This is a genomic window from Pseudomonas fluorescens (assembly GCF_001307275.1).
GTDB classification, from domain to species: domain Bacteria; phylum Pseudomonadota; class Gammaproteobacteria; order Pseudomonadales; family Pseudomonadaceae; genus Aquipseudomonas; species Aquipseudomonas fluorescens_AA.
Map to the genome: position 1 here is coordinate 1,525,660 of NZ_CP012831.1, position 14,542 is coordinate 1,540,201.

A 14,542-nucleotide genomic window follows, 5' to 3' on the forward strand; every position below is an offset into this window, starting at 1 on the left:
GGGTTGCGAAGCAACCCGCAAGGCAGCGACTGCGTTGTACCTGACACAATGAGTCGGCTGGTTTGGGGCTGCTGCGCAGCCCAGCGGGAGCAAGCTCCCTCGCCACAGGGTTTTGTGTTGACTGATCGAACAAAAAAAACGCCCCGAACCAGTCGGGGCGTTGTTTCGAGGATGCGGCCTCGGGTGAAGCGGTTTAGCGGATGCCGTCCTGACGCAGTGCGTTCGGGGTGAAGTCGGCGGTGGTGGCGGTGAAGCCGAAGTCGTAGGCCGATTTCTCCTCGTTCTTCATGCCCAGCGCCAGGTAGCGGCCGGACTGCAGGTCGTAGAGGGTTTCCAGGGCGTACCACGGCACTTGCTTGTCGTAGTAGTTCTCGGCATGGGCCTCGGCCACACGCCACAGTTGGCCACGACCGTCGTAGTGGTCGATCACCGCGGCTTGCCAGGTGTCTTCATCGATGTAGAAGTCACGCTTGGCGTAGATGTGGCGCTGGCCTTCCTTCAGGGTCGCAGTCACATGCCAGACGCGACGCAGCTCGTAGCGGGTCAGGTCCTGGTTGATGTGGCCGGCCTTGATGATGTCGGCGTACTTGAGTTGCGGCGAATCGATCCGGTAGCTGTTGGCGGCGATGTACAGCTCTTTCTTGCCTTCCAGTTTCCAGTCGTAGCGGTCCGGTGCGCCGTTGTACATGTCCAGGTTGTCGGAGGTACGCAGGCCGTCGGCGGCAGTACCCGGGCCGTCATAGGACACTTGCGGGGCACGGCGCACACGGCGCTGGCCAGCGTTGTAGACCCACGCCGAACGCGGCTCCTTCACTTGGTCGAGGGTCTCGTGCACCAGCAGCACGCCACCGGCCAGGCGCGCCGGCGCGGTCACTTGTTGCTTGAAGTAGAACAGGATGTTGCCAGGGTTGGCCGGATCGAAATCCTTCATCTTGTCGCGGAACACGAACTGGTCGCGGAAGTACACCAGGCTGTACGAACCGTTGGGCTGCGGGGTGGCCTGGGTGACCAGGCGCGTCACGCTGCCGCCGCGATAGCGGGTGATGTGGTTCCAGATGACTTCGACGCCGCTCTGGGGAATCGGGAACGGCACGGCCGTCTCGAAGTTCTCCAGACCGTTGCCGCCGGAAACCAGCTTGGTGTTGACCGCATTCTTCTTGATGGAGGCGAACACCTCGTCCGGCACGGTGGCGCCGCGATGGGTCGGGTAGACCGGCATCTTGAAGGTTTCCGGGTAGCGCTTGAACATCGCGTACTGGCCCGGGGCGAGCTTGGCCTTGTATTGCTCGACGTTCTGCGCAGTGATGGTGAACAGCGGTTTTTCAGTCGGGAACGGGTCGGCCAGGAAGCCCTTGCTGTCCACGGCACCGGCGTTCTTGGCCATGGGTTTCCAGGCCGAGATCGAGCCATCGGCATTGCCGGCCATCTCGGCGCCCATCGGCGTCAGGCTCTTGCCCAGCTTGTCGGCCTCGGCCGCGGGTACTGCCGCCATGACACTGGCGGCCAGCAGGGACAGCCCCAAGACACCGGCCTGCAACAGATTCTTTGTTACTTTCATAGTGTGTCGTCCTGAAATACGGTGCTTAGAAGGTCACGCCGACGCTGAGCGCCAGGAAGTCACGATCGTCCACAGTGCTGAAGTCGCCACCAAAGAAGTTGGTGTAGGCCAGGCTGGCGTTGTAGGTGTTCTGGTACTCGGCATCCAGCCCGAGGCTGACGGCTTTGCGGCCTTCTTCGAAGTTGCCGCCAGGGCCTGGCGAGTAGCCTTTGACGTCATGGGACCAGGCCACGTTGGGCTTGAGGTTCACGCCAGCGAACACGTCCGGGTATTCCCAGATGGCGCGAGCACGGTAGCCCCAGGACGTGGAGGTGGTGAAGCCGTCGTTGTTGCAGTTGCTGTTCACGTCGTTGATGGTCTGGCCGCCCCCCGTCGCAGTAGACGTATTGAGCGAGTTACAGAAACCGTTGGGCAGTTCGCCCGGACCGAACACCGGATCACGGCCATAGCGAGCGTCGGATTTGCTTTCCAGGCCGCCGACATGGGTCACCCCGATTTCACCCACCAGGGTCAGGCGGCTGGCGCCCATGACTTGATCGAGGAAGTGCGTGAATGTGGTCTGGAACTGAGTGATCTCTTTACGGCGATAGCCATGCAGGTCTTGGCCCGGCGTGCCCTGGAGCACCGATGCATCACCAAATCCGGGAAGTGGCGTCACACCGGCGAAGAGGATATCAGTGGTGCTCAGTTGCACAGGTGCATTCGGGCGGTAGCTGATCTCACCGCTCCATGCCGTGCCGGTAGGCAGTGTCGTGGAGAAACTCAGGCCATAGAGACGGATATCTTCCGGGTATTCGACGAAGTAGTTGGAGTTACCCGCCACGATCAGAGGACGCAGTGCCGCGATTGGCCCCGCGGTGTAGAACTGCTGCGCAGCCCCTTGGGCACTGAAAATCGGCGCACGGCTGTGGTAGTTCATGAAGTAGGCACCGAACTCGGTGTCCAGTGGTTCGAACATGTACTTCAACGATGCGCCCCACTGGCCGCTGTCGCGGGCATCGCGGTCCGGGCCACGGCGTACCAGCACGCCTTCTTCGTTGATATCGACACCCTGGCCTTCCAATATTGGAAGAATGACGCCCGGCAGCGGAATGGTCGAACGCTTGTTCAGCACCCGCAGGTTATCGGTGCAACCGTCGGCAATCACATCCGGCTGGGAGAAGAACGTACCGCAGTTATCCACCACGGTCTGGTCCCATTCAATCTGGTAGAACGCCTCGGCCGACAGGTTGTCGGTCAGGCTCTGGGACACGTAGAACATGTTGACCGGGATCAGGCCTTCCTTGATCTCGGCGCCAGGACGACGGAACGCGGACACGTCGACCGGGTTGATGGAGTTGATGCCGCCCTGGATGAACGTGCTTTCACCCCAACTGACCACCTGCTTGCCCAGGCGCACAGAGCCTGGCTGATCGGCAATGGAATAGTTGTGGTAGACGAACGCATCGAGGATCTGCCCGCCGGAGGACTTGGCGCCTTCCTTGCGGTTGCTGTCGCTGATGTCCTTGTACAGGCGGTGTTCGTCCTTGAGTTCGAAGTCGTACCAGTACTTGCCACGCACGAACACGCCAGTATCGCCGTATTTCAGTTCCAGGTCATGGATGCCCTTGAAGATCTTCGAGAAGGTTTCCCCTCGCTTGAAGTTCAAGTGGCCGTCATCGGAGGTCTGCGACAAGCCCTTGCCGCCATTGTTGACGCCGATCAGGTCCTTGTTGGCGTTGGCCGTGGACCAGCTCGCGCCGACCGACAGGGACGAGTCGAACTGGCCTTCGATTTCACCGATGTTGAAACTGACGCCGAATGCTGGCCCGGCGAGCGAAGAGGCGAGACTGACCGCCAGAGGCAGTTTTGCCCGGCGCCAGAACGTGGTTGCTGAGGTCATCGACGCTACTCCATGTGCATTATTGTTATGGCAATGGACATTTCAAAAACACCTCGGCGGCAGGGAGCGGCAGCGTCCCGATATCCGTCGAAGTCGCATCGCCCTTTCGTGCGTGCGCCCCGTTCTTGAGAATCCGTGAGCGGACTATAGCCAGCAGGTAGTACGGCTTGATCCCTCTAAAGTGTGATTTGCAGCCCGCGACCACTCTGGAACAGTCCTTTCGCCAGTCCGACAGATGTCGGCACGGCAAGGATGGCTGAAATTTGCGGTTTGACAAGGCAAGCGCTTGCTTGGTGGGGCTGCCGTGCCCTTTCGGGCACGGCAAAAAGACCTAAAGCGTGGACAGGAAGGTGCTGTTGTTGCTCTGCCATTCGGTGATGTCGACGCGGATACGCTTCTTGTCGAGCTTGCCGACGCTGGTCTTGGGAATTTCCGTAACAAGGGCGATCTGGCTCGGGATCGCCCACTTGCTCAAGTGCCCCAGCTCGACGAACGGCTTGAGGTGTTCCTTGAGTTCGCGAGCCCCGATCTCATGCCCTTCCCGAACCACCAGCAAGGCAAACGGCCGCTCGCCCCACTGCGGATCGGGAATGCCGACCACTGCTACTTCGCGTACCGCCACATGACGGCTGATGAGGTCTTCCAGGTCCAGGGAGGAGATCCATTCGCCACCGGTCTTGATCACGTCCTTGATACGGTCGCGGATGTCGATGAAGCCCATGTTGTCCAGCGTGGCGACGTCACCGGTGTGCAGCCAGCCGCCGGCCCAGAGCTCGGCGCCCTTCTGCGGCTCGTTGAAATAGCCCTCGGTGAGCCACGGCGCGCGCAGCACCAGTTCGCCCTGGGTCTCGCCGTCGGCGGGCAGGAACCGTCCCTCGGTGTCGACGATCGCCGCCTCCACCAGCGGCCCCGGCACGCCGGCCTTGATCCGGTAGGTGGTGCGCTCGTCCTCGCTGCCGGCCATCAATTCGTCGTTGAGGTGGGCGCAGGACACCAGCGGGCCAGTTTCCGACATGCCGTAGGCGGCGGTGAGCTGGATGCCCCGCGCCTTCGCCGCTTCGTACAGGCTGCGATTCAGCGCGCTGCCGCCGATGACGATCTTCCAGCCGCCGAAGTCGGTGTCCTGGGCGCCCTTGGCATTGAGGACCATTTGCAGGATGGTTGGCACGCAATGGGAAAAGGTGACATTTTCCTTGCGCCACAGCTGGACCAGGAATTCGGGGTCGTAGCGCCCCGGGTAGACCTGCTTGAGCCCGAGCATGGTCGCCACGTAGGGCAAGCCCCAGGCATGGACGTGGAACATCGGTGTGATCGGCATGTACACGTCGTTGGTGCCCAGCAGCCGCACGCTGTCGATGGCCCCCATGATGGTCGCCACGCCCATGGTGTGCAGCACCAGTTGCCGATGGGTGAAGTAAACGCCCTTGGGGTTGCCCGTGGTGCCGGTGGTGTAGAACGTGGTGGCGACGGAGTTTTCGTCGAAATCCTGGAAGTCGTAGGCGGGCGCCGCGGCGGCCAGCAATTGCTCGTATTCACCCACCAGGTTCGGCAGGTCGGCGGTTTTTTCCGGCAGGTCGGTCAGCAGCAGGGTCTTGTCCACCGTGGTCAGGTGCCCGGCTATCGCCTGGTACAGGCCGACGAACTCGCTGTTGACCAGCACGAAGCGGTCCTCGGCGTGGTTCATGGTGTAGACGATCTGCTCCGGTGACAGGCGCACGTTGATGGTGTGGATCACCGCGCCGATCATCGGGATCGCGAACATGCATTCCAGGTAGCGATGGCTGTCCCAGTCCATCACCGCCACGGTATCGCCGGCCTTGACCCCCGCCTCGGTCAACACGTTGGCCAGGCGCGCGACCCGTTCGATCAGCGTCGGATAGCTGTAGCGCAACTGGTCACGGTAGACGATCTCGCGGGTTTTCTCGTAACGCGTGCCGGACATCAGCAGCCGCTTGATCAGCAGCGGGTATTGATAGGCGCCTTCGGCTGGAGGAATAACGCGAGTCTGCAACATAAGAATCCCTTTTCTGACTGCACGGTCTTGGCTGGAAGCAAGCACTCTAGAGCGCTTATACACGGATCAAATCAGCCAAAGGAATGATTTGATCCGCGCGCAAATACTAGCCTAGAGCCATCCCCCCCCAGGTTTCGCAAGCATTGCGCAACCAAACCTTGTCAGATCGGGATCCAACAGCGAGCATAGGTGTCACGCTTGTTACAAAAGCCTGTGGGGAAAATGCCCTGGCAGGTCTCCAGCATGCCACCACTTTTTGACAGAAAATAATGAACACCGAACTGACCTCTTCTCAGGCCACCGCGCCTCAAGGTGCGCCGCTTGTGTCGATCGTGGCCCCTTGCTACAACGCCGGGAAGTACCTGGAAGAAGCGATCCACAGCCTCTTTGCCCAGGATTACCGGAACATCGAGGTCATCGTGGTTGACGACGGCTCCACCGACGACAGCCTCGCCATGCTCCGGCAGTTGCAGCAAACCTACGATTTCCAGCTCTACTCCCAGGAGAACCAGGGGGTGAGCGCGGCACTCAACCACGGGCTGCAGTATGCCAAGGGCACGTATGTCGCCACCCCGGACCTTGACGATGTGATGTTGCCCCATTCGATCGGGGTCCGTGCCCAATACCTGGACGAGCACCCGCAGGTGGGCTGTGTCGGCGCGCTGATCATCTACATGGACAGCGAGGGCCGGACCATCAAGGAGCAACAACGCGACCACATCCAGGTGCATACCTTCGATGACCTGCTGCGTAACGCCGCGGTCATCGGCGCGCCCACGGCCCTGTATCGCATGAGTGCCCTGCGGGACGCCGGTTTTTATGATCCGCAGCTAAGGGTCCAGGATTTCCAGATCACCCTGCGGATCGCCCGCCAGGGTTACGAAATCCATGAGTTGCCGATCTGCGTCACGCGCTATCGGCGCCACCCCAATAACCTCTCGAGAAAGTACCGCTTGATGCTCAAGACGGACCTGCAGGCCATCGAGCCCTATCGGGATCACCCCGCCTACCCGTCGGCCCGTACGGTGCTGGTGCACAAAGCGCTGAAGTACGCCGTGGTCGAAGACCGGAAAGAAGCCTGGCAACTGTTGCGCAGCATCCCCTGGCGCCATTGGAACAAAACCAGTTTCAAACGCCTCAAGCGGCTGGCCTTGCGACTGCCGATGACAAGGTCCCAACCATGAAGTTCTTGCAGAAACTCAAGGAGCGAAAGGAGCGAAAGCACCTCAAGCGCCTGGAAAAACTCGAACGCTCACCGGAAAAAATCCGTCTGCGCTATCCGAGGTACCAGGTCGGGGTGGGCACGTATGGCATTCCCGAGGTGATGGAGTTCGGCGACGACACGGTCCTCAAGGTCGGTTCCTATACGTCGATCGCCGAAGGCGTGAAGATCCTGCTGGGCGGTGGGCATCGCACCGACTGGGTCAGCACGTTTCCATTCCCGCGGATGATCGATGAAGCCCGGGACATTCCCGGCAGTAACCCGACCAAGGGCGACGTGGTGGTTGGCAGCGACTGCTGGGCGGTGGGCATCGCACCGACTGGGTCAGCACGTTTCCATTCCCGCGGATGATCGATGAAGCCCGGGACATTCCCGGCAGTAACCCGACCAAGGGCGACGTGGTGGTTGGCAGCGACTGCTGGATCTGCGCTGACGCGATGATCCTGTCGGGCGTGACCATCGGCCATGGCGCCGTGGTCGCCGCCGGCGCGGTGGTGACACGCGATGTCGAGCCTTACGCCATGGTGGGCGGCAACCCGTGCCGGTTCATTCGCTGGCGCTTCGAGGAGCCGGTGCGTCAGGCCCTGCTGGAGTCGGCCTGGTGGGAATGGCCGATGGAAGAGGTCAAGGCGGTGTCACCCCTGCTGTGCAGTGACAACATCGACGCTTTTCTGGATTACGCCCGCCAACGGCATTGATCGCCCCACACCCGCATGGAAGCGATCAGAGGAAAGATCAGAGCGGTCAGTGCGCCTCGGTAAACGCCAGCTTCACCCCAATGGCGACGAGCACCGCGCCCATGGTCCGGTCGAACCAATGACCCATGCGCGCGAAACCGGCACGCACCCGTTGCTGGCTGAACAACAGCGCCACCAGGCAGAACCAGACGGCCGTCGCCACCGCCAGGTACACGCCGTAACCGGCCTGGATCGCCAACGGCGTATGCGGGTTGATCACCACGGTGAACAGCGACAGGAAAAACAGCGTCGCCTTGGGGTTCAAGCCATTGGTGACAAAGCCCGAAATGAATGCGCCACGGGCGGTCCGCTCACCGACTTCCTTGTGCAGGTTTTCCTCGGCCGGCTTGGCCGGTTGCGCCCGCAGTGCCTTGAAGCCGATGTACAGCAGGTACGCGGCAGCGGCCCACTTCAGCGCGTTGAACAGCACGATCGATTGCGACACGATCAGGCCGATGCCCAGCAACGAATAGCCCACGTGCAGGAAAATCGCCGTGCCGACGCCCAGCGCCGTCCAGGTCCCGGCGCGTCGGCCATGGGTCACGCTTTCGCGCACCACCACGGCAAAATCCGGCCCGGGGCTGGCAACAGCCAGCAGGTGGATCAGGGCGACGGTGAGGAATTCGGTGAGGTACATGGAAGCTCCTTACGACAATCTTTTGTTGGATGAAGTCCCGTGTCGAGGGGGCTTGCTCCCTCGCCACGGTGTTCGGCGCCAGGGCCGCATTCATCTGATAGGCTCGCCACATTACGCCTTCGGTTCTTGACATAAAAGGTACAGCTGATGATGAACACCGCCCGCGCCGTTTTCCTCGACCACCCTTCCCTGGACCTCGGCGACCTGGACCTGAACCCGTTGCGCAGTTGCTTCGGCGAACTGCAACTGTTCGCCCGGACCACGCCGGACCAGGTCATCGAGCGGCTCAAGGGCGCCACTGTGGCAATCACCAACAAAATCGTGATCGATGCCCAGGCCATGGCGGCCAGCCCTGAACTGAAGCTGATCCTGATCAGTGCCACCGGTACCAACAATGTCGACCTGGCGGCCGCCCGTCACCACGGCATCACGGTGTGCAATTGCCAGGGCTACGGCACGCCGTCGGTGGCCCAGCACACCCTCATGCTGTTGCTGAACCTGGCGACGCGCCTGGCCGATTATCAAAACGCGGTGGGGGAAGGTCGCTGGCAGCAGGCTTCGCAGTTCTGCCTGCTGGACTATCCGATTGTCGAGCTGGAAGGCAAGACCCTGGGCTTGCTCGGCCATGGCGAATTGGGCAGCGCCGTCGGGCGGCTGGCCGAAGCCTTTGGCATGCGCGTGCTGCTGGGGCAGATCCCTGGGCGCCCGGCCCGTCCCGACCGCTTGCCACTGGAGCAATTGTTACCGCAAGTCGATGCCCTGACCCTGCACTGCCCGCTCAACGAGCACACCCGGAACTTCATCGGCGCCCGCGAGCTGGCGCTGCTCAAGCCCGGCGCATTCGTGGTCAATACCGCCCGTGGTGGGTTGATCGACGAACAGGCCCTGGCCGAAGCACTGCGCAGCGGTCACTTGGGAGGCGCCGCCACCGACGTGCTCAGCGTGGAGCCGCCGACCCAAGGCAACCCGCTGCTGGCCGGCGATATCCCACGGTTGATCGTCACCCCACACAACGCCTGGGGCAGCCGCGAAGCGCGGCAGCGGATCGTCGGCCAAATGAGCGAAAACGCCCAGGGCTTTTTCAGCGGTACAGCGCGGCGTGTCGTCAGTTGATAAACTGCCGCACTTTTTTTTACCCGCTTTATCAAGGAGCAGACCATGGATCCGCGCAGTGAAGTACTGCTTCGTCAGGCCGAGTTATTCCAGGGTTCGGTGTTGTTGGCCGGCCTGCCCGCCGACGATTTGCTCGGCCGTTTGCCAGAAGCCCATGGCTGGTGCTGGCATGCCGGCGATCAGGCGGCGCTGGATGCTCGTTTTCCCGAGCGCAGCCACTTTGGCGTGACCGTGCCCGAGCGCGCGTTCGACACCGCCGTGGTGTTCCTGCCCAAGGCCAAGGACCTGACCGACTACCTCCTCAATGCCGTGGCGGCGCGCCTGGCCGGGCGCGAGGTGTACCTGGTGGGGGAAAAACGCAGCGGCATCGAAGGCGCATCCAAGCAGCTCAACCCGTTCGGCAAGCCACGCAAGCTCGACAGCGCGCGGCACTGCCAACTGTGGCAGGTCACTGTCGCCAACGCGCCCGAGGCCAAGCCCCTGGAAAGCCTGGCCCAGACCTACGAACTGCCCCTGGCCGAAGGCCCGCTGAAGGTTATCAGCCTGCCGGGTGTGTTCAGCCACGGTCGCCTGGATCGCGGCAGTGCGCTGCTGTTGGAACACCTGGATAAACTGCCCAGCGGGCATTTGCTCGACTTCGGCTGCGGCGCCGGGGTGCTGGGGGCGGCGGTCAAGCGGCGCTATCCGCACAACACCGTCACCCTGTTGGACGTAGACGCTTTCGCAGCCGCCAGCAGTCGCCTGACCCTGGCCGCCAATGGCCTGGAAGCCGAAGTGCTGACCGGTGATGGCATCGACGCCGCACCGATGGGTTTGAGCGCGATCCTGAGCAACCCGCCGTTCCATGTCGGCGTGCACACCGATTACCACGCCACGGAAAACCTGCTGCGAAAAGCAGCCAAACATCTGAAAAACGGTGGCGAACTTCGGCTGGTTGCCAATAGCTTCCTCAAGTACCAGCCGCTGATCGAGGAGCATTTGGGCGTTTGCGCGATCAAGGCCGAAGGCCAAGGCTTTCGCATCTACCGGGCCAAGCGCGGTTGAAGTTTTTTAGGAAACAGTACTTGCTCAATCGGGTTTGCCTAGGCAGAATCCGCTCCGTCCTAGGGGAGTAGTCTCCCGCGAGCGCCATGCTCGCCCGGCATACGTCAACATACTTGGTCAGCAGGCCATGGCGTATGCGGCCCAAGCGTCCACGCAGATGGTCGCTGGGTTTGACAAGACCTATGACACGCACACCTTACCCGGGGCGGGAAGGCTGTACGTGTCATAGCCGTGTCGACCCGCCCCTTTAGGAAATCCCTGATGCTGGACTCACTCCTCGTACCTACGGCGATCGTTGCGCTGGCCGAAATCGGCGACAAGACGCAATTGCTCGCGCTCATCCTGGCGGCTCGCTTTCGCAAACCCTGGCCGATCATCGCCGGCATCGTTGCCGCGACCCTGGCCAACCATGCGGCAGCCGGCGCGGTCGGCGCCTGGGTCAGCGGCTTTTTCTCCAACGCGGTCCTGCACTGGATATTGGCGGCCAGCTTCGCGGCCACGGCACTGTGGACCCTGGTCCCGGACAAACTGGACGATGAAGAAGCCAACACGGCCCGCCGGTTCGGCCCGTTCCTGACCACACTGATTGCGTTCTTCCTAGCGGAAATCGGCGACAAGACCCAGATCGCAACGGTGATGCTCGCCGCGCAATACCCGGAGCTGTGGCTGGTGATCATCGGCACCACCGTGGGCATGTTGATTGCCAACGTGCCGGTGGTCCTGGCGGGCAATTTCGCCGCCGAGAAGCTGCCCCTGACCCTGATCCGCCGCCTGGCCGCCTCGGCGTTCTTCGTCCTGGCGATCGTGGCGGTGTACAAGGCGATGCAGAGTAGTGGGTGGGTTTGACCCTTTGTCACCCCTTGGGCAGAGGATAACTGTGGGAGCATAGCTTGCTCGCGATAAACGATGACGCGGTCTGATTGACGTCTGCGTCGCCCCTGTCGCGAGCAAGCTTTGCTCCCACAACGATGCTTACTTCTTGGCCTGCTGATACAGCGGCATCACCTTCGGAATCGCCGCTTGCAACGAAGCGATACGACTGCTCGACGACGGGTGGGTGCTCATGAATTCCGGCGGCGCGCCTTCGGAAGCCTTGGCCATCTTGTTCCACAAGGTGATCGCCGCATTCGGGTCGTAGCCGGCGCGGGCGGCCAGTTCGAGGCCGATCAGGTCGGCTTCGTTCTCGTTGCCACGGCTGTTGGGCAAGGTCATGCCGTAGTTGGCGACGGTGTCGGCCAAGGCCAGGCTGTCCTGGCCGAGGCCGAACAAGGCACCGGCGCCCTGCTTGGCCATCTCGATGCCATAGGCCTTGGACATCGCTTCGCGCCCGTGCTCGCGCAGGGCGTGGGCAATTTCGTGGCCCATGATCGCGGCGATTTCAGCGTCGGTCAGCTTCAACTGGTCGATCAGGCCGGTATAGAACATGATCTTGCCGCCAGGACCGCAATTGGCGTTGAGTTCATCGCTCTTGATCAGGTTCACTTCCCAGTTCCACTGGGCCGAATCCGGGCGGAACACCGGCGCCTGGGCAATCAAGCGATCGGCAATGACCTGGATGCGCTTGGCATCGTTGCTGGTCTTGTCCAGCGCACCCTGGGCCTTGGCCTCACCCATCGTCTTTTGATAGGACTGGGCGTACATCTGGTTGACCTCGTCGGTCGACAGCATGCTGAACATGTACTGCTTGCGCTCCACACCCACGGCTCCGCCGCTGGTGGTGTTGACCGACTGGCAACCGGCGAGCAGCAGCGCCGCGCTCAGAGCACTCACCATCAATGTCTTGTTCATGTAAAAGAAGCTCCCTGGAAACGTGGGCGTATCCTAGGCCTTGATTTGTATCGGCGCCAGATACACAACGAGGGATTAGCGTTTTTTCGGACAGATCCCACCGCATCCATTTGCGACACCCACGCAGCTATTAGAGTCACCCGACGAACAGCGACTCATGCCGCGCCACAGAAACGCCGATAAAGAGCCCAGACGTCATTTCCGCGTCCGGAGCCTTTATGAAATTCAAATCGATCCAGTTTTCCGTGGCCGCCCTGGCCGGTGCCATCGTGCTCAGTGTGGTTGCCGCCCTTGTGCTGTACGCGCTGTTTGCCGGTGCCCGCACCCAGGAGATGGTGCAACAGCGCACCAAGGCACAGTTCGAGCAACTCATCGAACAACGCCTCAGTGCCCTGGCGCGCACCCAGGCCAGCCTGATCCAACGGGAACTGGAAGCCCCGCTGCTGCTCGCCCGTGGCCTGGCCACCACGAACGCCTTGATGGGCATCAACGGCGCGGACGGCAACCCGCAACTGAAGGTGCCCCGTGAGCAAATGATCAGCCTGCTGCGGGAAACCGTGGTGCGCAACCCGAAGATCCTCGGCGCCTACATCGCCTGGGAGCCGAACGCCATCGACCACGACGACGCCAACTATGTGAACAGCCCGGTGGTGGGCATGGAAACCAGCGGGCGTTTCCTGCCGTGGTGGTTTCGCAACCAGGACGGCTCCCTGGGCCTGGAAAAACTCGCCGACGTGACCGACCAGAAACTGCTCTCCACCGGCATCCGCGCCAGTGAGTACTACCTGTGCTCCCAGGACAGCAAGAAAGCCTGCGTGATCGACCCGGCGCCCTATCGCGTCGGCAGCACGATGACCATGCTCGCCTCGTTCATCGAACCGATCATGATCGATGGCAAGTTCCAGGGCATCGTTGGCGCCGACCTGTCGGTGAACTTCATCCAGGACATGCTCGTGGCCGCCGATGGCAAGCTGTACGACGGCGCCGGGGAAATGGCCCTGCTCTCGAGCAACAACCGGCTGGTAGCCTTCACCAAGGACCCGAGCAAACTCGGGGAAAAAGCCAGCGACCTGCTGGATGCCAGCGAATTGGACAACCTGGCCAAGCTGGGCGTCGGCGAGGTGCGCTACGACATCGACGAAGAACACGGGCATATCGAGGTGTACATGCCGTTCGGCATCGGCGAGACCAACGCCCGCTGGACGTTGATGCTGCAGTTGCCGCTGAATGCGGTCATGGCCGACCTGCAAGCCTTGCAGCAAGACCTCGACCATCAGCGCCAGGCCGATATCTTCGGCATGGCGATGGTGGGCCTGGTGATTGCCGGCATCGGTCTGCTGGTGATCTGGCTGGTGGGCCATGGCATTGCCCGGCCGCTCAAGCAAATGGTGGCGATGCTCGATGACATCGCCCAGGGCGAAGGCGACCTGACCCGTCGCCTGGTGAGCGACCGCGCCGATGAGCTAGGGGCGATCGCCAGGGGCTTCAACACTTTCCTGAGCAAGTTGCAGGGCATGATCACCCAAGTGGTGACCTCGGTGCAGAGCGTCAGCGATTCATCGGAGCACACGGCCGATATTGCGATCCGCACCAACCAGGGTGTGCACAAGCAAATGTCCGAGATCGATCAGGTCGCCACTGCGGTGCACGAAATGACCGCCACCGCCCAGGACGTGGCCCGCAACGCGACCCAGGCGGCCCAGGCCGCCAGTCATGCGGACCAGGCCGCCAGCCAGGGCATGCAGATCGTCCGGGACACTTCCACCTCCATTGGCGCCCTGGCCGTGGAAATCGGCAAGGCGGTGGGTGTGGTGCAGACCCTGGCCAAGGACAGCGAGAACATCAACGCGATCCTCACCGCCATCCGCGGGATCGCCGAGCAGACCAACCTGCTGGCCCTCAACGCAGCCATCGAAGCGGCCCGGGCCGGCGAACAGGGCCGTGGTTTCGCGGTGGTCGCCGATGAAGTGCGCAACCTGGCGCAGAAGACGCAGCAGGCGACCGAAGAAATCCAGGCGATGATCCAGCAACTGCAGCAAGGCACCCGGGATGTGGTGCGGGTGATGGAAGACAGCCAGCACCGTACCGATGAAAGCGTGCAGCATGCGGCGAAAGCGGCCCAGGCCCTGGAAACGATCACCCAGGCCGTGTCGGTGATCAACGACATGAACACCCAGATCGCCAGCGCTGCCGAGGAACAAAGCGCCGTGGCCGACGACATCAACCGCAACGTGATCAACATCGGGCAAGTGGCGAACGAAGTGGCCAGCGGCGCCGACGAATCCAGCGCGGCCAGCGCCGGGCTGACCAAATTGGCGGAGCAGCAGCGGCGGTTGATCAATCAGTTCAGGGTCTGATCCGAAGGCCCCATCGCGAGCAAGCTCGCTCCCACAAGGGATTGGCGCTGGAACGCCGACAGTGCGAACACCCCAAAACAACTGTGGGAGCGAGCTTGCTCGCGATAGCGTCAGTTCAGCCACCATGAAGCGGCTGACACTACGCCTTCGCGAGCAAGCTCGCTCCCACAAGGGATTGGCGTTGGAACGC

At 62.1% G+C, this 14,542-nt stretch carries 10 protein-coding genes, 3 pseudogenes and 1 riboswitch; of the genes and pseudogenes, 8 read left to right on the forward strand and 5 right to left on the reverse strand.

The window, feature by feature from the left end; all coding sequences use genetic code 11:
• Positions 1-193: 193 nt before the first annotated feature.
• The 3 genes from AO356_RS06910 to AO356_RS06920 form a co-directional block, all read right to left on the reverse strand.
• Positions 194-1,558, reverse strand: a complete 1,365-nt coding sequence (locus AO356_RS06910) for a DUF1329 domain-containing protein (RefSeq protein ID WP_060739137.1) — start codon at positions 1,556-1,558, stop codon at positions 194-196.
• A 25-nt stretch (positions 1,559-1,583) separates the two neighbouring features.
• A complete protein-coding gene (locus tag AO356_RS06915) occupies positions 1,584-3,440 on the reverse strand; it encodes a DUF1302 domain-containing protein (protein WP_060739138.1) in 1,857 nt (618 codons plus the stop codon).
• 331 nt (positions 3,441-3,771) lie between these two features.
• The gene (locus AO356_RS06920) at positions 3,772-5,454 is read right to left on the reverse strand and encodes a fatty acid--CoA ligase (RefSeq protein WP_060739139.1); all 1,683 of its coding nucleotides are present in this window, start codon (positions 5,452-5,454) and stop codon (positions 3,772-3,774) included.
• A gap of 269 nt (positions 5,455-5,723) precedes the next feature.
• Here AO356_RS06920 and AO356_RS06925 point away from each other — a divergent pair, with 269 nt between their 5' ends.
• The 3 genes and pseudogenes from AO356_RS06925 to AO356_RS33230 form a co-directional block, all read left to right on the forward strand.
• Positions 5,724-6,638, forward strand: a complete 915-nt coding sequence (locus AO356_RS06925) for a glycosyltransferase family 2 protein (protein WP_060739140.1) — start codon at positions 5,724-5,726, stop codon at positions 6,636-6,638.
• A pseudogene (locus AO356_RS33315) lies at positions 6,635-6,859 on the forward strand (antibiotic acetyltransferase); the annotation flags it as partial. The gene AO356_RS06925 and the pseudogene AO356_RS33315, both read left to right, overlap by 4 nt.
• Positions 6,860-6,984: 125 nt before the next feature.
• A pseudogene (locus tag AO356_RS33230) lies at positions 6,985-7,374 on the forward strand (CatB-related O-acetyltransferase); the annotation flags it as partial.
• A gap of 46 nt (positions 7,375-7,420) precedes the next feature.
• Here the strand turns inward: AO356_RS33230 and AO356_RS06940 are convergent.
• Positions 7,421-8,050, reverse strand: coding sequence for a LysE family translocator (locus AO356_RS06940; protein ID WP_060739142.1), 630 nt, complete (start codon positions 8,048-8,050; stop codon positions 7,421-7,423).
• A gap of 147 nt (positions 8,051-8,197) precedes the next feature.
• Here AO356_RS06940 and AO356_RS06945 point away from each other — a divergent pair, with 147 nt between their 5' ends.
• The 3 genes from AO356_RS06945 to AO356_RS06955 all read left to right on the forward strand — a co-directional run bounded on the left by AO356_RS06945 (position 8,198) and on the right by AO356_RS06955 (position 11,053).
• Positions 8,198-9,163 carry a 2-hydroxyacid dehydrogenase gene (locus tag AO356_RS06945; protein WP_060739143.1) on the forward strand — a complete coding sequence of 322 codons (966 nt, stop codon included), beginning with the start codon at positions 8,198-8,200 and terminating at the stop codon, positions 9,161-9,163.
• A gap of 45 nt (positions 9,164-9,208) precedes the next feature.
• Positions 9,209-10,207, forward strand: a complete 999-nt coding sequence (locus AO356_RS06950; RefSeq protein WP_060739144.1) for a class I SAM-dependent methyltransferase — start codon at positions 9,209-9,211, stop codon at positions 10,205-10,207.
• Positions 10,208-10,257: 50 nt separating this feature from the next.
• A riboswitch (yybP-ykoY riboswitch) is annotated at positions 10,258-10,378 on the forward strand.
• A 90-nt stretch (positions 10,379-10,468) separates the two neighbouring features.
• Complete coding sequence (locus tag AO356_RS06955; RefSeq protein ID WP_060739145.1) at positions 10,469-11,053, forward strand: TMEM165/GDT1 family protein; 585 nt, start codon at positions 10,469-10,471, stop codon at positions 11,051-11,053.
• 126 nt (positions 11,054-11,179) lie between these two features.
• Here the strand turns inward: AO356_RS06955 and AO356_RS06960 are convergent, their stop codons facing one another.
• Complete coding sequence (locus tag AO356_RS06960) at positions 11,180-11,995, reverse strand: M48 family metallopeptidase (protein ID WP_060739146.1); 816 nt, start codon at positions 11,993-11,995, stop codon at positions 11,180-11,182.
• Positions 11,996-13,389: 1,394 nt separating this feature from the next.
• On the opposite strand from AO356_RS06960, the pseudogene AO356_RS33320 reads away from it, so the two are divergent.
• Both AO356_RS33320 and AO356_RS33325 read left to right on the forward strand, forming a co-directional pair.
• Positions 13,390-13,446, forward strand: a pseudogene (locus AO356_RS33320) (hypothetical protein); the annotation flags it as partial.
• A 201-nt stretch (positions 13,447-13,647) separates the two neighbouring features.
• A complete protein-coding gene (locus tag AO356_RS33325; protein WP_411828789.1) occupies positions 13,648-14,352 on the forward strand; it encodes a methyl-accepting chemotaxis protein in 705 nt (234 codons plus the stop codon).
• Positions 14,353-14,542: the final 190 nt, after the last annotated feature.